This window comes from Cerasicoccus arenae (assembly GCF_014651635.1).
Classification (GTDB): Bacteria; Verrucomicrobiota; Verrucomicrobiia; order Opitutales; family Cerasicoccaceae; genus Cerasicoccus; species Cerasicoccus arenae.
On the sequence record NZ_BMXG01000007.1, the window covers coordinates 21,595 to 44,269 of the forward strand.

Consider the following 22,675-nt stretch of genomic DNA (forward strand, 5'->3'; position numbering starts at 1 on the left):
TTTCCGATCTAGGCCCTGTGGGCAATCCGAAGCTTTTGGCGACGCTTCCATTCAAATAGGATAAGGCCACTGATCATTACGCCACCGATAAAATAGGTGCTCGGTTCGGGAACAGGAATCGGAACAATTTCACCGGTGGACAGAATTTGTGCGGTATAGAGGCCAGTGGGAAGCCCTGGAGGATTACTGAAGAATATTCGTGAGAGTTGATCATTGGTAACCCCGTTGACCGTTGAGCCGATGAAAAATTGATCGGTGCCACCACCGCCGTATGAGCCGTTCCAGCCTGAAATGACAAGGCTCCCAGTGCCACTCCAAGTGGTGCTCGCACTATCGGCGAACTTGACGATGCTGCCGTCCGCGGGATTGCTACCCAAGTCAATATTAACACTCGAATTATTGGTCAGAGTTAGTGAGCCCAAGACTTCATTGGAGTCATTCAGGTTCCAAGTCGGTGTGGAAATCCCGCTTAGATTATCCCCAAACTCCATCTTTGTATTGTTCTCGATCTGATTGCTTGTGGAGTTGAGCAGTGTGCCACCGTTTATAACGATTTTCGTGGCCTGCAAATTATTCAGATTGCTACCAATGGTTGTTTGTCCATCGCCCGTTTTGGTAATGACACCTAGATTCTCAATGTTCGTGTTGGCGGTAGCGGCGGTGATCACTGAATTGCCTGAAGTTACATTTAGCGTAATTTTCGGGGCGTTTGCGATATCCATCCCAGCGGTAAAAGTTAGGTTGCCGAGCACTTCCAATGTGCCCGCAGTGGCAGCGCTGCCACCATTGAAGGAGGAGTTGGCACCGAAAACGGTTGGGCCCTGCGCTACGGTCATTTTACCGCTGTTGCTAAGGGTAATGTCGCCATTGAGATTAACCGATCCCGCCGTTTCGGTAGCTACATTGAAATTTGAGCCATTTCCATTTACGGTTAGTGCGTCGCCATTAGTCAGGTTAAATGTGCTCGCTGCTGCGCCAGCTGAAAGCTGAACATTGGCGGTAGCTCCATTGCTTACCAAAATGCTCGAGCTAGAGCCTGCAGTAGTGAAGTTTGTGCTACCGGTGAAGTTCGTCGTGCCGCCACTTATCACAATACTGGAACCGCTGTCCGTAAGGATATTGCCGCCAACGTTAAAGTTCGTTGTGCCTGCCGTTTGATTGAAATTACCGTCAAAGGTAAGGTTGCCTCCTGAGAGCATTGTTGCGAGGCCACCGGTGTTGCTCATTGTGGAGCCGTCTCCGATTTCAATACTGCCGCCTGAAGTGGCATTGAGTGTGCCCCCTGCATTGACAGTGACGTTTGCATCGCCAAAGACGGATGTGCCGGCTCCATTGCCGCCCACTAGCATGTTGCCGCCGACTGTGCTGGTGACTACACCGCTGTTAACGACAAGGTTATTAAAGGTATTGGCACCAGTTAGGCTGAGAGTGCCAGCGCCTTCCTTCGTCAGTTGGTTGTTTCCACTGATCACGCCGCTTAGCGTGCCAGTAATGCCGCTTTCTACGGTTAATGCGGCATTGGTTGTTAGATTGCCAGCGCCCGATAGAGTCAGGTTATTGCTATCGATGTTACCAATAGTGAATCCATTGTTGATTGAGTAGGCTGGGCTGAGAGTCCGAGCTGCGCCAGTGGCACCGATACGGCCACCATTGAAGCTAATGGCTCCAGTTCCGAGTGCCGTGTTATTCCCGATCTCAATAGTGCCATCGTTTAGGACAGTACCGCCAGTATAGCTACTCGAGGCATTGAATTGCGTCGCACCACTCCCATTTTTAGTCAGTGAACCAGAACCGGTGATTTGCGAGTTAAAAACAGTGCGGCCCATTCCGGTAATGGTGACAGCATTGCCATTGGTCGCGAACTGGCTGAGCGTGCCACCATTGACGCCAAATGTTAAACCAGTGGTTCCCGTCGAGTTATTGGATATCAGCAGATTGTCTGCGAGCGACACGTTTACTCGTCTATTATTTCGGTTACCGATGACATGCTCACCGTCACCAGTAACAGTTAAATAGGCTGTGCTACTACCAGTCTGGTCAAAAATGAGAGTGCGTGTATTGCCATTATTGGACTGAAATCCATAATCTTTCCCTCCTGTACTCGCCAGCACCATTGTGCCAACCGTTCGATTACCGTTTAGGTCCACCGTACGGTCGCCGTTAACGGCATCGGCAAACAAGACCTTGGTCCCAGCCGAGTTATCGGGGGGGGGATCGTTATCAACCCAGTTGTTTGGCCGACTATTTCGCCACTGCTGCCCATTGGGACCATCCCATTCATGGAAGTCAGCTAGCGAGGGTACTATTTCATAAACGCCACCGCCCAAACTGATCATCTGAGCGCTACCATAACCGGCAAAGTTTATGTTGGAGAGTGCACCAGGGCCACTTCCAAAACTGCCAATGTTATTATCTAGCACTTGCAAGCGAGTGCCACCGTTGCCGGTGAAATTGCCCGCCCAGTTGTCGATGGTCAGGGTGCCACCTGAACGGGTCATGTCGGCAAAAGTTAAATAGCCTCCAGCTGCGCCCATGAAATCAATTGTAGAGTTACTACTTAGCGTCATGACGTCCATGCGGTCGGCAAAGCCATTCGTGGCGAATGTGCCGCCGCCAAGTGTTAGGTCCATGTTATCAGCAAAAGCATTATTGGCCCCAAGGGTAGCCTTGCCAGCGTTGACGCTGAGCGCACCCGTGAAAGTGTTGCTTCCAGTGAATGCCATGTTACCCGTGCCAGTTTTGATGAAGTTCCCTCCATCCTGAATGCTGCCTGAAAATGTGGTGTTGGTGTTGTCACCTCCAGCGGTGAGGGTTGCACCTCGTGTGCGGATGGTTCCACCACCTGCCAGTGAGCCAACGGTGTCGCTGTAAGCGGCGTTGGCCATGTCCAGTGTCGCGCCTGACTGCACAATAATAGCACTATTGTCATTGATCCGGTTGCCAGCGTCTCCAAACAACAGTGTAGCGCCGTTGTTAACTTGAGTGAAGCCGCTTTGGGAGCCTGAAGGGCCTTTAAATACGGTCGTGCCCCCCCCCGTGATCACCACGTTCTGACCCGCACCATTGAGACCTCCTGAACCATCTAGTAACAGTTGGGCTCCAGTGGCGGCACCAATGTAGGTCGTGCCACCGCTTAGCGTTACTGGGGCATTGATTTCGTTATTACCGCTAGAGCTCCAAAGTGCGGCTTTGCCCACTACGCCAGTCCCAGCGATATTAAATGACTCCGCACCACTAATGTCGAGGCCGCCCGTCATTTCCAAAGTTGCTCCACTCGCGACGGTTGTACCGTTGGCTGTTGTACCGAGTGCGTTGGAATGTTCGATGAGTAGCGTACCAGAGCTTACGGTGGTGGCACCTGTGTAAGTGTTGTTGCCACCTAGAATACCAGTGCCGGTGCCTGTCTTATTGAGACTTGTGCCAGAGCCAGAAACAACCCCACTTAAGTCAGTTGTAGCGCCGTTGGCTGCATAGAGCGCGATGCTATTACCGTTGCCAGTGACCGTGCTAGTAACATCAAGGACTCCGGACTCACTACCAATGGTGCTATTGCCCGCCAAAGTGACAGGGCCGGCAAATACATTGGAACCACTTGAGTTGGTTAGAGCCCCAGTGGAAGCGTTACCATTACCGTTGATCGTAAGCGCTTCGCCTGTGGGTGTCGTTATGTTATTGGACAGTGCTAGGGACGCGCCGCTCTGCACAATTGTGTCGTTACCCGAATTACCCAAGGCGTTATTGTTTGCTATGCGGAGGCGACCTGCTTGTACAGTAGTTGTGCCCGTATAAGTATTATTACCAGCAAAGACGGTAGTTCCATTGCCTTCGACTGTTAGTACTCCACTACCACTGATTACGCCATTAACGTTTGTGAGGCCTGTTGTTTCAAAGGTTAGCGCATTGGCATTGGCGTTGATGTTTCCATTCAGCGTTAGCGTCTGGTCGACCAGATTTTGGACGTCTAGGGCATTATTGGCGGAAATGTTATTATTGATGGTATGGTCGGCATTGCCATTGGGGTTGTTGAGCACGTTTAGATAGCTCTTACCGTTACCATTAGTATCGAAGATGAGGCTTTGCGAAGCCAAAGGACTCAGTGTGTAGCTGGACGTGCCGGAAAATGTGGCGCTGTTGATCGTCCGATTCCCTCCATTGATATTAACGGTCTGAGCGACTTTCGTGTCAGGAAAGGCGTCAGAGAAAATTACATGGCTATAGGTGCTGGGAACCGTGTCTTGGTCCCAGTTAACACCGGTTCCCCATAGTTCATTGCCATCCTCGTTATCCCAATAAAAGGAATTCGCACCACCGGTGGCAGATACTTGCAGGTTACGGATTTCATAGACTTCAACCGAACCACCTGTGCTTCCAGAAAAACCGATGCGCAGTTGATCGGGGCGGGCTCCGGTCAAGGTTGTTTGGAACAGTTCAGTTAGGGATCCATCGTAGCCGTTCTGCATCCATACGGTAAGCTCGTTACTCGAGCTGAGCTCCATTTCAAAGTGCCTGTAATCTCCTGCATCTTGATCTGGCCGGGTAGGGGAGTTTATAAAGTCCATACTAAACCCCGGCCCAAAAGTGTCTGTGAGGGAGGGATTCGTGCCATCGCCTGTTCCTTCTAAATAACCGTAGCCAGTGGTGCCACTACCAGAATCGCGAACAGCGACTTCGTTAGGTAAAAAACCAGGTCCGCCAACGCGGCCTTCAGTCGGATTGGAGTAGTTACCGTAAACATCAAGGCCAACTCCCACGTAAGCGCCTGCAAGGCCATCAATGCCCGTTTGTTGTGCATAGCCCAAAGACCCGCCAGTAGCACCGGGGGCAAATGCATCGCCAGCATCCCACATGAAGACCGTTATGCCGTCTGCTGGGTCTGTACCCGGTTTCCAAAAAGCGAAATCGAAACCAACACGGATTGTGTTGCTGACTGAGGGGATGGCTGTGTCTAACGCGATGGCGTTAGACTGGTTTCCGGTGGTGGTGGCTAGGCGAAGCCAGCCGTTACCATTGATGTCGATTTGTGGAGCACCAAATTCGGGGTCGGCTGCATCTGGGGTGGCTAATGCCGTTAATCGGGCGGGGGGGGAGGTGCCTGCTGCGCCAGTCTGAAATTCCCAGCCAGGCGCTGAATCGTAACGGAACGACTCAGTGTACACCAACTGAGCACTCACAGTGGCCGACAAAGCGACCAGTGAGACAACCACTGGTAACATAAATTTTCCATTCCCTGCCATAATTGAAGAAGGGAAACGCCGTGTTTATAACGAATTCAGGCCTTTCCCTCATTTTACTAATCTACATTTGCATAATTCACACATAAATTGGGGGGAATGGCGAAGGTTTTTGAAATAAATAGGGTCTATTGCCTATTCATAAATTGTCTAGAATCTACAAAATGGTTTTTTAGCCCAAATTGGTATGCTATTTTTGCCAGCGGACAATCAACAGGTAGGTGCCCGTATTCTCGGCCTGAGGCCCGCCAATAACAGCGGGTGTGCCTGGATTTAAACGAACGAGGGTTGTTAGGAGCTTTTGCTGGCCGCGCCGCCAATCAAGATTCACTGGCAGTTTACTGCCAGCAATAGGCTGAAGACCGAGTTGGAGGCTTGTCCCGCCAAAAAGGTTGGTCGTCATACCACCTGGAACCTCAATGGAGAGGATTTTTCGATCCTTCTGCTGATATGTGCTGAAGCGAAACAGCCGCTGCAAAGTCTCTGCATAGGGTTTCAGCTGTGGATCGACGCCCTCGTTGGAATTAGATGCCATAACGAGAATGACTTCAACTTTTGTGCGTTCCTGAGCTTGGGCAATGCAAGGTGTCAGGCAGAAGAGGGTCAACGCAAGTGTCGTTAAGAGTGTTCGTATAGTCATGATGATTTTTTCCAGATGGCGGCGAGTTTTTGACGGGCGGCGTGCAAGCGTGACATTACGGTGCCGGGCTTGATGCTGAGCGTATCGGCGATTTCTTGATAACTGTAACCGCTCAGCTCACGTAAAACAAGCGCACTTCTCTGCTCTTCCGGTAATTGCGCTAAGGCAGTTTGTAGTTCATCCCAACGCTCACGATGAATCGCCCGTTGGGCTGGATTTGCTTCGTGAGATGGAGATTCATCAATTGATTCAACTGTCGCTGCACGGTGATTATTTCGTTTTCGTACTCTAATTGCATCGAGTGCTGTGTTGATTGATATACGATGCAACCAAGTGTAAAATGAAGACGTGTAATCATAAGAATCAATCCTTTTCCATGCCTTAACCCACGCTTCTTGAGCAGCTTCCCGTGCCTCGAATTCGGAGCCCATCATCGCGAATAACGTACGCACTGTTCGTTCGTGATAACGCCGAAATAATAAGCCGAATGCATCCGCATCGCCTTGCTGGGCGGCGCGGATCCAGGCATCCTCTTCAGCGCGTAAATCGTTGGGCATGAGTGTAGTTTACGATACGATAAGAAGCAATCATGCGAGTGCCATGACAAATATGCGTAATGCAACTTCGCTTCATGATTCCGTTACGTATAACATCTTTTTTGCAAGACATCTGATCTAATTCTGTTAACATGTGCCGTTCTCAAAAAAATAACGCCTCTATACAAAAACAATTATGCCTAAACAAAAAATCGTCTATCTCGTTGCAAATGGCGACCTTCGTTTATCCGCCAATCAGAACTGCTGGGAAGAGCAGGCTAAAATGGAGAAAGAGCTCTCAAAGGTTCTGTTAACTTTAGGTGGAAAAATAAAGCGCGCGCACAAATATAAACCAACTGAAAAGCATGGTTTTATCTCGAGTCAGCGTGAAGGTATGGATGTTTTTGCAACGATTGATCGATACGCACCGTTGATTATCGCTGAAGCTGTTTGGCAATACTCGCACCATCTCCTGGCCGGTCTGATCTCGCACCGTGGGCCGATTCTTACCGTCGCGAATTGGAGTGGCACTTGGCCAGGGCTCGTCGGCATGCTCAATCTTAACGGTTCACTCACAAAGGCTGGTGTGAAATACTCAACGCTCTGGAGCGAAAATTTCAGCAAGGACAAATCATTCCATGAGAACCTCAAGACATGGCTAGAAAAGGGAGAAGTTATCCATGCCACCCGCCACGTTAAAAAATACAGTGGTCGTAAAACACCGAATCGCTTGAAGATTTTGTCTCGCAAAATGGTCACTGATCTCGACCGGGAAAAGGTGATCATGGGGGTTTTCGACGAAGGTTGCATGGGCATGTACAACGCCGTGATTCCTGACGAACTGCTTTTCCCTCTAAGTGTGTATAAAGAACAGCTAAGCCAGAGTGCTCTATATGCAGAAATGCAAACCGTGACCGCAGCGGAAGCCGACGAAATTTATAAGTTCCTTGTTGATCGTGGGTTCAACTTTCACTTTGGTAAAAAAGAAGCAAAGGATCTCACTAAGTCGCAGGTTTTGCAGCAATGCAAGATGTACATCGCAGCTTGCCGCATTGGCGATCGCTTCGGATGCGAGGCCATCGGCATTCAGTATCAGCAAGGTTTAAAGGATCTTTGCCCCGCATCTGACTTAGTCGAAGGCATGCTCAATAGTTCGGATCGCCCACCGGTCAAAAATGCCCAGGGGAAAATTATTAAAAAAGGTGAAACCTATCCGCACTTTAACGAAGTAGACGAATGTTGCGGACTCGATGCGATCTTAACCAAACGTGTTCATCGTGCCTTAAAGCAACCAACGGAAACCACACTGCACGATTTGCGCTGGGGCGACTGGGATCAATCAGGTACTACTAAAGATTACGTTTGGGTGTTCCTGATCAGCGGATCGGCACCCGTCGAGCATCACGTTGGCGGATGGAAAGGCAGCCATGGCTATCGCCAACCAGCGATGTATTTCCCCCTCGGTGGCAGTACCTTACACGGTATTGCCAAACCGGGTGAGATTGTCTGGAGCCGTATCTTCATCGAAGACGACAAACTCAAAATGGACATCGGTCGTGCGAAGGTCATCGAACTGCCAGAAGAGGAAACTCAGCGCCGTCTAGACGAAACAACGCCACAATGGCCCATCATGCATGCAGTGACCTACGGGGTCACCCGTGATCAGATGATGGCTCGCCATAAAGCAAACCACATCAACGTAGCGTACGCTAAGACCGCCGAGCAGGCAGATAACTGTTTATACGCCAAAGCCGACCTTGCAGCTCAGCTAGGCATTGAAGTCTTCATCTGCGGGAGCACGGCTAAGAAGAAGACGCTGTAGGCTCGAGCACAGAGTCAATTTAACGGGGCCAGACGATTAGAAAAAATCTGGCCCTTTTTATTCCTTAATCCGGTGGTATCGAACAGGAAAAATATGTGTTAACGAAGGCTTACTTCCTCCGCCGTCGACCTTGGCCTTTGTCGTTACGTCTTTCCCGCCGCTTCGGTTTTTCAAGCTGATCCGTTAGTCTAAAGTCCATCTGGCGCTTAAAGCGGTCGATGCGCTCAATGACGACATTGACCTTGTCGCCGACACTGTAGCGCTTTTGCATTTTACGGCCAAGCAGTGCTGCGCCCCCATCAACAACGTGATAAATATCGTCCTGAAGCGTTGAAATGTGGACCATGCCGAAGGCCATCGTCTGCGTGAGCTCGATGAAGAGACCGTGGTTACGCGCGTCAGTGATGACCGCTTCGAACTCGTTCTTTTCCGGCTTGGTAGCTTCTTTCTCGAAGTATTCCAGCAGCTTGATTTTGTTCGACTCGCGTTCGGCCTCTTGGCTGCTTCGCTCGGTGATCGAAAGGTGTTCACCCATACGATCGAGTTCGCTTTTTGAGTAAATCTTGGGCGGGCGTGAGGGGGCGGTATCGTTGCCGGACTTCATCAAGAAAAAGTCGAAAATTCGGTGGACCACAAGATCTGAGTAACGCCGGATTGGCGAGGTGAAGTGCGCGTAAAACTGCTTGGCCAAGCCATAGTGTCCGTCGGCTTCTGCCCGGTAACAAGCTTGCTTGAGACTACGCAGAAATGAGATACGCAACGTATATCCCTGCGGGTGGTCCTTCACTTGAGCGAGCAGCTTTGTAACTTCGCCACGCTTGGTCAGGTCGCCGCATTTGAGACCGGCGATCTGCATTTGCTGGCGTAATTCATTGAGCTTCTCTGGATCAGGTTCGTCGTGGACGCGAGACAGATACGGCAGCTTGGCTAGCGATAGCTCCCGCGCAACAACTTCGTTGGCCGTCAGCATAAATTCCTCGATGAGCTGGTGGCTCTCATCGTATTCGTGCTGCACGATACGGTCTGCATAGCCGTCTTCATCAACGTAGATTTTCACCTCCGGCATATCGAGTTCAAGACTGCCTTTCTTGAAGCGGTCACGTCGTAATTTACTGGCAACTTTCCATAAGTTGCGGACGCCTTGTTGCAGCTTCAATAGTTCGTCGTCCTTCAACTCATTGAGCGCTCGGCCAGTGGAACCGGTCTGGTGCGCCGGGGGGAGGGGGGTGGCACGAATTTCATCTAAGTCGCTCTTTTTAAGCAGCGCCAGCGCTTGCCCATAGGTGAGTCGCTTATTCGAACGAATGACGGAGTTGGAAAATCCTTTTTTTCGCAGCGTGCCCTTGACGTCGAACTCCAGCCAGACGCTCTTAACTAGCCGGTCTTCAGCCTCGACGAGCGAACAAATGCCGTTGGACAACGCATGCGGCAGCATAGGGATCACGCAGCCAACGAGGTATGTCGAATTACCGCGTTTCTGAGCTTCCCGGTCAAGAGCGCTGTTATGTTTAACGTAGGCCGAGACATCCGCGATATGCACACCAACACGCATGCCGCCGCCTTTTTTTTCCTCAATGGAAATGGCATCGTCAAAGTCCTTAGCGTCGTCTGGGTCGATGGTGAACGTGAACAGTTTGCGCGCGTCTTGGCGGCCAACGATATCCTTGCTGCTGACCTTCGGCGAGACGTCCAGCACTTGCTCACTGACAGCCTGTGGGAATTCTGGTGAGAGTTCGAATTTGTGCAACAGTGCCTTAAACTCGGCTCCAGGCTCGTGGGTAAGGCCGAGCACCTCGATGATTTCGCCCTCTGGATTAAGATGCCGCTGACGCCATTCCAACATCCGTACAATAACTTTGTCGTCCTCCTTGGGGCGGGGCAAAAATGCAGACTCTTCTGGCGGTGGCACCAAAATATCCTGGATGATGCGTGGATCGTCCGGGATCACATACCAGAACATACGTGAGCGTTTCAGTGTGCCAGTAAAGGTTTCCCGCTTACGCTGTAAGATGCGGATAACGCGGGCGTAAGTCTGGTCGCCAAATCGCGTGTCCTGCCGCCGATTACCTCGTTGGCGGCCTTCGAAACGCTTGTTGCTGTCGTCCACACGGACGAGGACCTTGTCACCATGCAACGCTAGTCCGGTATCTTCTGAACGTATCTCCAGCGGTTCTCGCGCGGCTTGGCCGGGCTTGGGGTCAGGCATGACTCGTGCGGAGCCGCTTTGGCGAAACAAGATGTCTCCCGCTACAAGGTCGGCGTCTTTGGGTAGCACAAAACGATCCTTCTTAATCCGTGCAATAACACCTTCGTCGAGGAGTTTATGCAGTGTGCGGCGCAGTTGTTTGCGTTCGCTCTTTTGGAGCTTGAGGGTGTCTGCCAGTTCTTCCTGGCGTAATGGGGAGTACTCTTTGTTCCCGAGCAACTCGATAATCGATTCTTCTAATGCCATATGTGGTGAGCGTAGCATAGCGCAGATCATAGTGGGTTGAACAGCACTAATCTCAAAATTTGGGACGGTTTAGCCCTCAATACGCCGTTTTGCGTTTATATCCAAGTCAATGAAGCGCCGCCGCAGCTGCCCCCATTGCAATTACCAACTTGCGGCGAGTAGGCACGTAACAACGGCCAGAGAAAACGTCACTTTGCTTACGTTCGATTGCCCCAAGGATGCCGCCATAAACGCGACTCATCAGTCTGACGCAGAAGCGCGAGCCGTCAGCATCAAGGTAGGGAAGACCGATTTCGCCGGAACAATAATAATCGCGGGCCCGGTCGATTTGAAAACGAGTAAACTTTCGCCATCGCGGGTCGGCTGCATTGGGGGTGGACAGGAAATCACGGTTTAGGCCAAACTCGGCAAGCTCCTCACGCGGTAGATAAATACGGTTGCGGGTAAAATCCTCGGCAACATCGCGCAGGATATTCGTTAGTTGCATTGCAATGCCCATTTCGATGGCACGGGGAACGCCTGCGAGTTCCTTGAGGCCAAAAATCCGACTCATGATCAGCCCCACGACTGAGGCCACATGGTAGCAATATAGTTCCAGTTCGGCAAAGTCAACGAACTCGACTGGCTTCCGATCCCAGCAACAGCCCTCCATCAGGTCGACGTAAAAGCTGATCGGCACCGCGTATTGACGCGTCACTTCCGCAAAGGCCGGTGCGAACGGTAGCTTACTTTCTCCTGCAAGAATGCTGTCCAGTTCGGCTTGCAGCGTTGCAAGGTCGGGTTGCTGATCGGGCGGCGTTTCGTCGATAACATCGTCCACCCAGCGACAAAAGGCGTAGATCGCATACGCCGCGCTTTTTTTCTCCGCAGGCAGTGGAAACGAGGCGAAGAAGAAGCTGGTAGCGTGTTCCCGAGTAGATTCCTTACATACAGCAAGTGACGCCGCCAACTCAGGCTTACGGCGCCAACCGGATTCTGGTTGGGGCGTTTCCCAGTTAGTCGGTAGTTTACAGGTAATGGCGTTGCCTAATGGTTTGGGCATGGGGGGGCTGATTTTTAACAGGCAGGCCAGAAATGAGCATTTTTACTCCCAAAAGTGTAATCCGAACTTCCTGCTCAATATCTCCTCTTGCCTCCCCTCAACTATGCAGCAGCGCAGCACCAAAGGTGAAGCCGCCGCCGAAGGCGACGAGGGCGATCTTTCCGCCGTTATCAGGGAGCTTGTCCCAGTTTTCGGCGAGGCAGATCGGGATGCTGCACGAGGATGTGTTGCCGTAAAGGTGTATATTCTCCCAAATCTTGGCGTGGTCCAAACGCATCCGTTTGCCGAGCGCACGGAGGATACGCTGGTTGGCCTGATGCGGGATGATCACATCGAGATCGTTGAGCTCCAAATTCTGCTTCGCACAAGCTTCGCGCAGGGTTGTAGCCATACGGCTAACTGCGTCGTGGAATACTTGCTTGCCGTGCATGGCGATGGCTTCGCTGCTACCCATGAGCGGCACACGGAGGTATTCACCGGATTCACCACGGCCAGATATGACCGGAGACTCCATTCGCAGGCCGGGCTCGTTTCCGTTACTATCTGATGCGTCGGCTTTGATCAGGGTGGCAGTGGCACCGTCGCCAAAGAGGATCGCGGTATTGTAATCCTCGGGGTCGATCACACGGGAAAGCATTTCCGCAGTGATTAACAACACGCGGCCTTTCGGGCGCGTTTGCAAGAAATCGTGGGCGGCCTGTAGGCCGTAAAGATAACCGCTGCACGCCGCACTGATATCGTAGCCTGGGCACTCGCGTTCGGGTGCCAATTGGTGCAGGACGCGCATTGCAAGTGAGGGCGTGCCCTTGTCAGGCGTGGTTGTGGCGCAAATGACGAGATCGACCTGATCGATCGTATCTTCGATCCCGGCAAAAAGTTTTTCCACGGCTTCAGACGCCAAGCCCAGCATTGTCTGATCGGAAGTTGCCCAATTACGGGACTCAATGCCAGTCATCTTAATGATCTCGGCGCTGTCTTTGTCGGGGAAATTAAAACGCTCTAGCAGTTGCTCGTTAGTGACCTTCTCGTGGCCATGCGCCGCGGCAATTGCGGTCAATCGGATCGTAGCGTTCGCGACTGGCTTTACGCTAAGTTCGGTGGCAGGTGACTGCTTCGACTCAAGAAGAATCGGACGGCGCTTAATAATCTGCTGTGAGGCCGATTTAGCACTGCTTTCCGTGCGGCGAAGTTCAATCAAGGGCTCACCAATGCGGACAGATTCACCCTCGGCAACAATGACCTTTTCGACAACCGCGTGGCATGGAGAAAAAAGTTCAGCGGCGGCTTTTTCGGCTTCAAAAATAGCAATAACTTGATCAGGGGTAACGGCTTCGCCTTCCTGCACAAGCCATTCAACCAGATTGATGGTATCGTCAGAGGCACCTACGCCCATGGCAGTAATCGTCTCAATTTCGCCGTCACCATCGTCGTCGCTTTGCCATGATATCTTCAGGCCAATCATCTCGGCGGCGGCCGTGACAATTTTCTCCGCAGACGGCAGCATCGCTAATTGATTGGCGAGATTGAAAGGAGCAAAAGCGTCGGGCCGTGTGACTCGGCGAATCTGAACGGGTTCGCCCGCAGCCTCAGCAATTTGAGACGCGACTTCTGCGCCAACGCCCGCAAATCGATTGTCTTCATGGGTAACGATCAAGCGCTTAGTGCGTCTAACGGATGCCAACACAGCGGCTTCATCCCATGGGGAAATCGAACGTAGATCAATGACTTCCGCTGAAACGCCAAGGTCCTCGAGGAGAGTAGCGGATTCTTCGCAGATCGGAACAGTGTTGCCCCAACCAACGAGCGTCACGTCGCTACCTTCACGGACTGTGCGCGATCTGGCAACCGGGACCCAGTGCTTGGCAATGTCGGGCGAAGTAACCCGCGTCGAGTCGTTGATCAGATTCTTCGGGTAAAGGAAAACGGTAGGGCGGGGGGAGCGGAGCGCGGCATTAAGCAGGCCAGCCGCATCAGCAGCCGTTGAAGGCATAACGATGTCCACGCCTGGCGAATGCGCGAGCATGGCCTCCATTGTTTGCGTATGGAACGGGCCAGTGCCTCCACGATAGCCACCGCAGGAAACCATGAGCACGACAGGGCAGCGCCATTCGCCAGCAGTTCGCCAGAACATTGACGCAAGCTCGTTATGGTAAAGGTTTTGAACGAGTGGCAGAAAGTCTGCGAACTGGATAAATGCCACCGGGCGTGCACCTGCAAGCGCTTGCCCAATCGTGAGCCCCATGATGCTACATTCAGCCAGTGCGGAGTTAACCACACGGCCAGGAAATTGGGTGGAGAGCCCTTTGCAAACGCCAAATACGTCGCCTTTAGGGTCTTCGATATCTTCGCCAAGGAGCTTGACGGTTGAGTCACGCTGAAGGGCATCGAGTAACGAATCACGTATTGCGTCCCGCATGGTGACTGCTTGAGTGGTCACTTGGCCACGATATTCATCGCGCTGCAAATAATCCGCGTGGAGCGGCTCACGCGACTCCAAACAGAGCTTCGGCATAGCAGCAGTGCGTGCCAATTCAGCCTCGGCACGGGCGTGATCTTTCGCCTCGGACTCGATGGCCAGTAGGTCGCTGTCGGCGATTCCAAGATCGATCAGTTGCTCGCGGAGGTGAGGGATCGGATCGCGGAAACGTGCGTTTTCTGCGAGGTCTTCAGCCGTGCGGTAAAGAGTCTGGTCGTCTGCGTTAGAATGGCTACCAAGGCGCTCAACGCGCATCAGGGCAATAGCCGGACCACGTGTATGGCGAATGTGCTTAGTTAACTTGCCGAAGAGCTCGCGCGAAGCCAGCACATCGACACCATCAAACCGGTGGATCGGTAGGCCAAGGAATTCCTCGGCCTCGCCATTAGGGAGGGAAAAGAAAGTTTTGCCGAGTGTCGTTGTTGACAGGGCATATCCGTTGTTTTGCACTAGGAACAAAACGGGCAAGTGGGAACGTACGGCTTCACCGACAGCTTCAAAGAAATCACCTTGTTGGACACCGCCATCGCCAACGGAGGCGTAGACAAGTGGTGCGTCCGGCTGATCCTTAATCACACTCGCTGCACCCACGGCTGGGAGCAGATTGTTGCCGACGGAAACGGGCATGCTCATCATGTTCAGCGCACGGCTGGAGTGCATGACGTTCATCTGCCGACCTTGCGAGGTCGAGGCATCGTTCCCGAACAGGGCGTCAAAAAAGGCCCGGGGGGGGAGGCCGCGCGCTAGCATGAGCGCACGGTCACGATAATGACACGCCAACCAGTCGGCGGGGGTCAAAAAATCCGCCAAAGCGGCGCTGGATTCGTGTCCAGCGCCGGCAATGTGGAAATGTCCTTCACCGCGGGCGATGATGGCTCGCTCGACCGCTTCGATTTCGCGGGCGAGCACTAATGTACGGTACAGTTCTTTGGCTCCGAGAGCGGATTCAGCAGAAGATGCTGATTCCGCTTCGGTTTCGGATGTTCCGGTGGTCTGATGGATGTTTCCGGGAAGTAAACTCATTGTGACGTGAGCCTACTACCGAACTGATTGCCGGGGCCCCCGTCGAGCGTTAAAATTGCGCTTACCGCGTGGTGGTCCACCGCGTGAACCGCCACGTTGGCCACCGCCACCGCGCTGGAAACGCTTACCCTGACCGGATTTGCCGCCGGAGTTACGACGTGCAACCAAGCTTTCTTGGTGGAACGCATGTTCGTGGTGAACCGCAATTTCCTGTTTTAGAAGGCGTTCTACTGCGCGTAATTCATTGAAGTCATCACCGGTACAGAAGGACAGTGCCACACCTTCAGCGCCACCGCGAGCGGTGCGGCCAATGCGGTGGACGTAGGCTTCTGGTTCGTCTGGCAGGTCGAAGTTAATAACCAATGTGATGTTCTTCACGTCAATGCCGCGGGCGGCAACGTCAGTTGCAACAAGCACATTCGGGCGTCCACGACGGAAGTTATCCAGCGCGCGCTGACGTGCGTTTTGGCTCTTGTTGCCGTGAATCGCATCGGCACGGATTCCGCCTTGGCCGAGTGCCTTCGCAATACGGTCTGCTCCGTGCTTGGTGCGGCTGAAGATCAGTGTGAGGTTGTCGCCTTCACGCTCTTTCTGCTCGTTGAGCAGGGTTTCTAGAAGGGTGAACTTGTCATCGCGCTGAACGAAACACATGCGGTGATCAATGGCGTCGGCCGTTGGGCGTTCCGGTGCGATACGTACTTCAACTGGGTTGGAGAGAATTTCCTCAGCCAAGCGAGTGACAGTGTTTGAGAACGTAGCCGAGAAGAACAGCGACTGGCGCTCACGGGGCAACTTCGATACGATACGACGGATGTCGTTGATGAAGCCCATGTCGAGCATGCGGTCGGCTTCGTCGAGGACGAAGTGCTCCACTGCATCGAACTCAAAGTGACCTTGTTCGTATAGGTCGAGCAAGCGACCAGGTGTTGCGATAAGGACATCGACTCCGCGCTTCATCGCACGAATCTGTGGACCCGCACTGACGCCGCCGTAGATTAGAGCGGTATTAAGGCGTAAGTGCTTACCGTAATCGTCAAAACTCTTAGCAACCTGCACGGCCAGTTCACGAGTAGGGGTCAACACGAGGGCGCGCATGCGTCCCTTCATGAGGCGATGATTCTTCTCGTTTAAATGGTGCAGAATCGGCAGCGCGAATGCAGCGGTTTTACCAGTGCCAGTTTGAGCGGAGCCCAGTAGGTCACGGCCTTCCAGCAAATGTGGAATAGCTTGCGCTTGAATTGGCGAAGGCGTTACGTAGTTTTTATCGCGCAAAGCACGGTGAAGGGGCGCCGCCAATGGCAACGCCTCGAATGATTCAATTGAACTCATAAGTCTGTCTGTACCCGCAGGCTGTTAGGCCAGAATTAAATGGCGGGCGTTTCGATGATGTGATTAAGGCCTAAAACAATCACTCATCGATGGAGACCGGTTCAGGAGCTATAAAACGTCGTTCAAAAACAACCGTTTCGCGGGACAACCCCGTGTAGCTGCGATGGAAAATGGCGATTTTGAGAGGCATGGCAAGAGAAATATGTAAATTCTTTTCCAGCAGTAAAATTAGCCATCACTGGGACAGACTTGGGTTTAAATACATCCCGCTGGTTGACTCAGTTCCAGCTTAGTGATTACTAATAAGACCGCTGCTTTATGTGAGAGATCAAAGTTTCGAGGATCGGGTTGCCAGCCAATGATGGTATGTTCCAAAGTTTAAGCTTTGTATTCATATAAGCTGTTTTGAGAGGAAAATCATTTACCACCCGACTTGTTATGCACTACCGACGCTTTGGCCGAACTGAATTGAAAATGCCCGTGATTACCGCTGGCGGAATGCGCTACCAACAATCATGGAACGACTTGCCTGCCGATGAAATCACCGCCCAAGAGCAGGAGCGGATTTCAAAGACCATTCATCGCGCGCTTGAGCTGGGCATTAATCATATCGAAACGGCGCGTGGTTATGGCAGTTCCGAACGTCAGTTGGGAGTCGTGTTAAAAGACATTCCACGCGATAGCTATATCCTGCAAAGCAAAGTCGCGCCCAAGGAAGACCCCAAAGAGTTTGAGCAAGTCCTCGAAGAAACCTTCGACCGTCTGGGCTGTGACTATCTGGATTTGTTCGGTTTCCATGGACTGAATACAGACGAATTGACGGATTGGACGATCCGTAAGGGTGGTTGCATGGAGGTTACTCGTCGCTGGCAAAAAGATGGCCGTATCCGGTACATCGGTTTTTCCACCCATGGCACTTGCGACACCATAATCCGCGCCATTGAGACGGGTGAGTTTGATTATGTGAACTTGCACTGGTATTTTATTAACCAGACCAACTGGCAGGCGATTGAAGCGGCAACCAAGCAAGATATGGGCGTATTTATTATCAGCCCGAATGATAAGGGAGGCCAGCTCTACAATCCGCCACCAAAGCTTGTTGATCTTTGTGCGCCGCTCACGCCAATGGGCTTCAACTCATTGTTCTGCCTGCGTCGCCCAGAGGTCCATACCCTTAGTGTCGGTGCCGCCCAGCCAGACCAGTACGATCCGCAAATTGAAGCATTGGCATACTATGACAACATTGACGCCGTTATTTCTCCAATAGAAGATCGAATCAACGCCGCCATGGTGGATGCCCTTGGTGCCGACTGGTGGCCTAACTATACCAAGCATTTACCAACCTTCGACAAAGCCCCAGGTGAAATAAACTTAATCTACATTTTGCGTCTGTGGTCGCTTGCCAAGGGCCTCGACATGGATGACTATGGTAAATACCGTTATGGCATGATTGGCAACGGAGGACACTGGATGGCTGGTCAAAAAGCAGGGAATTTCGATGACGCGGAAATCATTAAGGCGGTTAACGGTCATCAGTTTGCCGATCGCATCCCTAGCATTCTCCGCGAGGCCCACGAGATGTTCAAGGGCAAGGAGCGCGAGCGCCTCTCGAGCACCTAATCGTTAGTCGTGATATCTTGCGTAACTGAACAAAGAAGAAAGAGCGCGGCCTCATGAGCGAGTGGCATTGGGAGAGCTGGATTCAACGCGATTAATATCAAGTTGCATGATTAAAATCTAATGAATAACTTAACGCTCAATGCCCCGCCCAAACGTCATCTATGTCTTTGCGGATCAGTGGAGAGCCCAGGCGATGGGCTATGCTGGTGACCCCAATGTTAAAACACCAAATCTGGACGTATTTGCTGCCGAATCGGTTAATTTCCGTAAGGCGATTTCAGGTGTACCGGTTTGTTGTCCGGCTCGAGCAACGCTGATCAGCGGCCAACGCCCATTGAGCCACGGCGTATTCCTGAACGATGTCTGCCTGCCGAATGATCGGCGTTCAATTGCGCACCGTTTCAAAGATGCAGGATATGATACAGCGTACATCGGCAAATGGCATATCGATGGTCATGGCCGCAAAAGCTATAATATTCCGCCCGAGCGCAACCGTGGCTTCGATTACTGGAAGGTACTTGAGTGCACGCACGATTATAACTCGTCGCCTTACTTTGAAGGAACTTCTGAGGTCAAGAAATTCTGGGAGGGCTATGATGCTATTGCTCAAACTACGGACGCCTGCAACTACGTGCGTAATCGATCGCCCGAGGATAAGCCTTTTCTCCTAATGCTTTCTTGGGGGCCGCCACATGATCCCTATGGGACCGCGCCAGAGCAGTATCGTGCGATGTATAACCCCGATGATATTATCCTTCCCCTAAACGTGCCTGAAGAAGAGGTCGACACCGCCCGAAAGGAGTTAGCCGGCTACTATGCCCATTGTTCTGCACTAGACGACCAATTTGCACGTTTGCGCGAGGTGCTGAGGGCGACCGGACAGGAGGAAAACACCATTCTAGTCTTCACCTCGGATCACGGCGACATGCTTAGGTCTCATGGACAGCAACGCAAACAGCGGCCTTGGGAAGAGTCGATGAGGATTCCATTTCTTCTCCGTTGGCCTGCGGGCCTAGGCGAGCAGGGAAGAGCAACTGACGCCTTACTCGATGTCCTAGATCACCAGCCAACATTATTGGAATTGTGCAGCATTGAGTGTGATGGAGCCCTTGAGGGGCTTAGTTTTAAGGCCGCTGCCAAAAACAATGCGGTTGACGCCGATTATGCGGCGCTACTGGCTTGTTACCATCCGTTTGGTGAATATGAACGGCGAAATGGTGGGCAGGAATACCGAGGGCTTCGAACTCAACGTTACACCTATGTAGAGACTCGGGGTGAACCGTGGCTGCTCTATGACAACGACAACGACCCATACCAACTGTTAAATCTGGTTAGTAACCCGACACACTCAGATATTCAGCATCGACTCTCATCTCTACTGCACGCCAAATTGGATTCCTTGGGTGATCGATTTGAGATAGGTGAAACTTACTGTAGGCACTGGGGACATCCGATTGACGAATGGGGCACAGTGCCGGTGTTTGATTGATTCCTTAAATAGCTATAAGTGTAACTTATGTAGCGAAGGAAGGTAGGGGAGGAACAAAGTCCCAGTTTTTCCAATCCAGACTATGACAACGCCAGTTTTTGCGCGTAACGTAAGATAACGAGCCAAATGTATAGCCTGCCGTTTGTAGGGTGTAGCGTAAAACGCTCGAAGATCTGGATCTGTAACTGACACCTTAATGATCTCGCCAGCACGAACACGACGCCGGACTAAGCAGATGATGTGCGGCTTAGTCATAAAGGGAAATTCCATCTGTGAACCATCAGCATGGATGGTCCGTAAAGGAGGCACGGCACCTTCACAGAAGCATGAACTGGACGATTTTCGCAATACGGAACACCACTCACGATCACGTAGAAAATGGGATTTCGATTTTGTTCCCGCTATTCGTACCGTTGCCGCAATGGCCTTCGGCCACCCGATGGGAACTTCGCTCTGCTCGTTTTGCTACCCGCTTTTTGCTGGCTAAGGGAAAGCTGTTTGGCTCATATATTCGATACGCCGCTAATCCCTTTACGCTCGACGAGCTGTTGGCTCGCAGCTCTCGCTAAAAAGGGGCGGCTGCCGTATTGGCTTTTGAAATTGTATAGTGGGAACGCGGAGGTGATGCAGACCCTAGAGTTGAGAACGCAGCCTTATTACTCTACTTTTTTGTTCCCTTCGCCGTCTCCTTCTTCGCCGACATGACCAATGTCCCATCGCCAAGAATGAGCCTGCCAACATCCCAGAAACCAACCTCAAAACACATAAAAACAAACAGCCCAAGAGCATCTGTGCAGCTCTCAAGGCGCGCTGCGGGTGGCTAAAACCTCTAATGAATCAAGCCGCTGAGTATTAGCCCGTTGATCGAACTCACCATAAAGCTAAATCCACGTACAGCTTAAAATCAGAAGTCAGACCACGACCCAATTACGCCATTGCATACATGGCCACGATTTCAATCCGAGCTCCTTTCATCGGAAACCTCTTGATAGAGCAATGAAATTTGACTGCCGCGCACATCTCCTACTTTTACATACGACATAAGATCGAGGTCCACCACTCCTAACTCAACAAATCTCCCCTTATTTAATTTTACCAGGAACTTCAAACCCTCAATATTCGCTACAACCTCAAAGCTTCCATACATGGTTAAATTCAGCGGTAGTAAGTATGAATAAAAACGGTCATCATTAATCGAGTAACAAACAAATTCTTTTGAATCGTTGAAGAAATACCATGCGTGAGTATCCTCAACATATCTGGCCACGAAAGCCTCCGGATATTCAGTATACCTGCCCGAAAACCTAAAAACAGAATTCGAGTTCCCAGTATAAAGAACGATTACGGAATAGGGGCCTAAAAGCTTCATAGCCATGGATTTCCGCAAGTCGGAGCACCTCAAAATTCCCAAAATCGAAAACTAGACATAATATATATTGTGCGTAAAATATACGCCTAAGTCTTTTCTAGGTAAATCTATAAGGCTATACAAATCATAGCTTTACGGCGCATTCACGTGCGTTGGCTCTCTATCAAGAGCCTTGAAATGAGACCACCGAAAAGCGATAAGGTCGGCCGCAAATATCAAATAAGCTTACTTTGCTGGGCCCCAACGATGAGAAAACGGGTAAAAGATGAATGCCGCGCGACCTATGACATCTTGCTCCGGAACCATATTTGCCGGCACTCCAGCTTCAATTTCTGCCTGAGTGCGCAGAACATCATCCATCCCGTAGCCCCAGAAACGACTATCCGAACTGTGTGGTGAATTGTCGCCCATGGCATAAACATAACCTGGGACAATTGTCTCTGTCTTACCTTCTGTAAGGCGCATCCGTTGTTGGTAACCAGGATAATCTTCAATCTGCTGTGCATTCTTATCAAATGCGTCAGCACCCTCGATCGGTGCGCCATTACGATAAAGAGTCGTATCTTTGACTTCAAGTTCATCCCCAGCCACGCCAACCAAGCGCTTGATATAATATCGCTCATCGGGCTCCAGTTGGCCGATGCTGTTTTGTGTGCGTAATCCAGGAATGTTATTCGTGCGGAATACGATTGGCGAACCGACCTCTGGCTGGACGAAGTTATAGCTAAATCGGTCGACGAATAGCATATCGCCGCTATTAATATTGAAATCAAGAACGGTGGCCCCGGCCTCAAGCATTTTCCCTGTATTGATCAGCAGGACGCTTGGATCGCTCGATCGTGAAACTTTACCTTGCTCCTGTAATTCTTCTAAAACGGTAGTTAAGCCAGTGCCCGTTGGGTTGTCGTAATCAGGAAACCAGCTTTCGACCAACACGTCGTCGAGTTCGAAATCGCCGGGCACTTCGACATCCACTAAAGTTCCACCAACCAAGACTTTATACTTTTTCCAGACCGATTTAATCTGCTTAAATCGAGGTCCGAAGGTCATCTTTTCAAAAGTTTCATACACTGGTTTGGCAATTGGACCAACATCAGTACGGGCAATTCGAACTGGAATGACCAGCTCGCCGCTATTGGGTGCTGTTATATAGTAGTTGAAGTCTCCGAATAGAAACGGAAGTGACTGCGGTAGACCTTGAGTTGCCCCCAGAAAGAATCGTTTGCCAACAGACGGGCGTGGCTCGTCCGGAGGATAAACGGTAGCATTAAGCCCAGCATAAGTCGGCCACATCGAATTGGTGGGAATCTTAAACGGCTGGAAGAAATACGTGCGAACGCCAATGGCCAGTACCGCTGCAACGATCACCATTTCTACATTTTCTGACCCAAATGTGACTGGGTAAAGCTTACCCCCATGCTTCTTCAGCATGCTTTCAAGCGCATCCGTGGCTACTTTCAGTTCTTTGTCGGCGGCTTTGGACGTCAATGCGGACTCCAAGGCTTTGCGACCTTCGGCAATTTGCGCCAGCGCAGTCTCGCTCAATACATCACGTCGGTATGCGACGACCTTGTGCGCGTGCCCCAGCATATGCCGAGCTTGCTTACGCAGTTTTTTCTGCTTATTGCCAAAGAACATGCTGTTGG

General features: G+C 51.5%; 13 protein-coding genes. 4 read left to right on the forward strand and 9 right to left on the reverse strand.

Features of this window, described 5'->3' with window-relative positions; all coding sequences use genetic code 11:
• Positions 1–8 precede the first annotated feature (8 nt).
• The 3 genes from IE065_RS06945 to IE065_RS06955 form a co-directional block, all read right to left on the reverse strand.
• On the reverse strand, positions 9–5,213 hold the full coding sequence (locus IE065_RS06945) for an autotransporter-associated beta strand repeat-containing protein (protein WP_189513278.1): 5,205 nt from the start codon (positions 5,211–5,213) through the stop codon (positions 9–11).
• A 208-nt stretch (positions 5,214–5,421) separates the two neighbouring features.
• A complete protein-coding gene (locus tag IE065_RS06950) occupies positions 5,422–5,871 on the reverse strand; it encodes a hypothetical protein (protein WP_189513280.1) in 450 nt (149 codons plus the stop codon).
• Positions 5,868–6,428 carry an RNA polymerase sigma factor gene (locus tag IE065_RS06955; protein WP_189513282.1) on the reverse strand — a complete coding sequence of 187 codons (561 nt, stop codon included), beginning with the start codon at positions 6,426–6,428 and terminating at the stop codon, positions 5,868–5,870. The genes IE065_RS06950 and IE065_RS06955 overlap by 4 nt, the downstream gene beginning before the upstream one ends.
• A gap of 175 nt (positions 6,429–6,603) precedes the next feature.
• Between IE065_RS06955 and IE065_RS06960 the strand changes: the two genes are divergently transcribed.
• A complete protein-coding gene (locus tag IE065_RS06960) occupies positions 6,604–8,229 on the forward strand; it encodes a fucose isomerase (RefSeq protein ID WP_189513284.1) in 1,626 nt (541 codons plus the stop codon).
• A gap of 109 nt (positions 8,230–8,338) precedes the next feature.
• On the opposite strand, the gene rnr is transcribed toward IE065_RS06960, so the two are convergent.
• From rnr to IE065_RS06980, 4 genes are all read right to left on the reverse strand, one after another.
• Positions 8,339–10,681, reverse strand: a complete 2,343-nt coding sequence (rnr, locus tag IE065_RS06965; RefSeq protein WP_189513285.1) for a ribonuclease R — start codon at positions 10,679–10,681, stop codon at positions 8,339–8,341.
• 106 nt (positions 10,682–10,787) lie between these two features.
• The gene (locus IE065_RS06970) at positions 10,788–11,723 is read right to left on the reverse strand and encodes a phytoene/squalene synthase family protein (RefSeq protein WP_189513287.1); all 936 of its coding nucleotides are present in this window, start codon (positions 11,721–11,723) and stop codon (positions 10,788–10,790) included.
• Positions 11,724–11,820: 97 nt separating this feature from the next.
• Entirely contained in the window at positions 11,821–15,222 is a 3,402-nt protein-coding gene (locus tag IE065_RS06975) for a beta-ketoacyl-ACP synthase 3 (RefSeq protein WP_189513289.1), read from the reverse strand.
• A gap of 15 nt (positions 15,223–15,237) precedes the next feature.
• Complete coding sequence (locus tag IE065_RS06980) at positions 15,238–16,551, reverse strand: DEAD/DEAH box helicase (protein WP_189513291.1); 1,314 nt, start codon at positions 16,549–16,551, stop codon at positions 15,238–15,240.
• 438 nt (positions 16,552–16,989) lie between these two features.
• Between IE065_RS06980 and IE065_RS06985 the strand changes: the two genes are divergently transcribed.
• The 3 genes from IE065_RS06985 to IE065_RS06995 all read left to right on the forward strand — a co-directional run bounded on the left by IE065_RS06985 (position 16,990) and on the right by IE065_RS06995 (position 20,229).
• Positions 16,990–18,171 carry an aldo/keto reductase gene (locus IE065_RS06985; RefSeq protein ID WP_189513293.1) on the forward strand — a complete coding sequence of 394 codons (1,182 nt, stop codon included), beginning with the start codon at positions 16,990–16,992 and terminating at the stop codon, positions 18,169–18,171.
• Between the two features lie 139 nt (positions 18,172–18,310).
• A complete protein-coding gene (locus IE065_RS06990) occupies positions 18,311–19,660 on the forward strand; it encodes a sulfatase family protein (RefSeq protein ID WP_189513295.1) in 1,350 nt (449 codons plus the stop codon).
• 326 nt (positions 19,661–19,986) lie between these two features.
• Positions 19,987–20,229 (forward strand): hypothetical protein, encoded by a 243-nt coding sequence (locus IE065_RS06995; RefSeq protein ID WP_194500009.1) that lies wholly within the window; start codon positions 19,987–19,989, stop codon positions 20,227–20,229.
• Between the two features lie 386 nt (positions 20,230–20,615).
• Here the strand turns inward: IE065_RS06995 and IE065_RS07000 are convergent, their stop codons facing one another.
• Both IE065_RS07000 and lepB read right to left on the reverse strand, forming a co-directional pair.
• Positions 20,616–21,035, reverse strand: a complete 420-nt coding sequence (locus IE065_RS07000) for a hypothetical protein (protein ID WP_189513299.1) — start codon at positions 21,033–21,035, stop codon at positions 20,616–20,618.
• Between the two features lie 219 nt (positions 21,036–21,254).
• Complete coding sequence (gene lepB, locus IE065_RS07005; RefSeq protein ID WP_189513301.1) at positions 21,255–22,667, reverse strand: signal peptidase I; 1,413 nt, start codon at positions 22,665–22,667, stop codon at positions 21,255–21,257.
• Positions 22,668–22,675: the final 8 nt, after the last annotated feature.

What these genes read in the sequence shown, in the direction of transcription:
- IE065_RS06975 (WP_189513289.1), bottom strand. Translation starts at nt 15,222, where the DNA reads ATGAGTTTACTTCCCGGAAACATCCATCAGACCACCGGAACATCCGAA.
- lepB (WP_189513301.1), bottom strand. Translation starts at nt 22,667, where the DNA reads ATGTTCTTTGGCAATAAGCAGAAAAAACTGCGTAAGCAAGCTCGGCAT.
- IE065_RS06970 (WP_189513287.1), bottom strand. Translation starts at nt 11,723, where the DNA reads ATGCCCAAACCATTAGGCAACGCCATTACCTGTAAACTACCGACTAAC.
- IE065_RS06960 (WP_189513284.1), top strand. Translation starts at nt 6,604, where the DNA reads ATGCCTAAACAAAAAATCGTCTATCTCGTTGCAAATGGCGACCTTCGT.
- IE065_RS07000 (WP_189513299.1), bottom strand. Translation starts at nt 21,035, where the DNA reads ATGGCTATGAAGCTTTTAGGCCCCTATTCCGTAATCGTTCTTTATACT.
- IE065_RS06945 (WP_189513278.1), bottom strand. Translation starts at nt 5,213, where the DNA reads ATGTTACCAGTGGTTGTCTCACTGGTCGCTTTGTCGGCCACTGTGAGT.
- IE065_RS06955 (WP_189513282.1), bottom strand. Translation starts at nt 6,428, where the DNA reads ATGCCCAACGATTTACGCGCTGAAGAGGATGCCTGGATCCGCGCCGCC.
- rnr (WP_189513285.1), bottom strand. Translation starts at nt 10,681, where the DNA reads ATGGCATTAGAAGAATCGATTATCGAGTTGCTCGGGAACAAAGAGTAC.
- IE065_RS06985 (WP_189513293.1), top strand. Translation starts at nt 16,990, where the DNA reads ATGCACTACCGACGCTTTGGCCGAACTGAATTGAAAATGCCCGTGATT.
- IE065_RS06995 (WP_194500009.1), top strand. Translation starts at nt 19,987, where the DNA reads ATGAACTGGACGATTTTCGCAATACGGAACACCACTCACGATCACGTA.
- IE065_RS06950 (WP_189513280.1), bottom strand. Translation starts at nt 5,871, where the DNA reads ATGACTATACGAACACTCTTAACGACACTTGCGTTGACCCTCTTCTGC.
- IE065_RS06980 (WP_189513291.1), bottom strand. Translation starts at nt 16,551, where the DNA reads ATGAGTTCAATTGAATCATTCGAGGCGTTGCCATTGGCGGCGCCCCTT.
- IE065_RS06990 (WP_189513295.1), top strand. Translation starts at nt 18,311, where the DNA reads ATGCCCCGCCCAAACGTCATCTATGTCTTTGCGGATCAGTGGAGAGCC.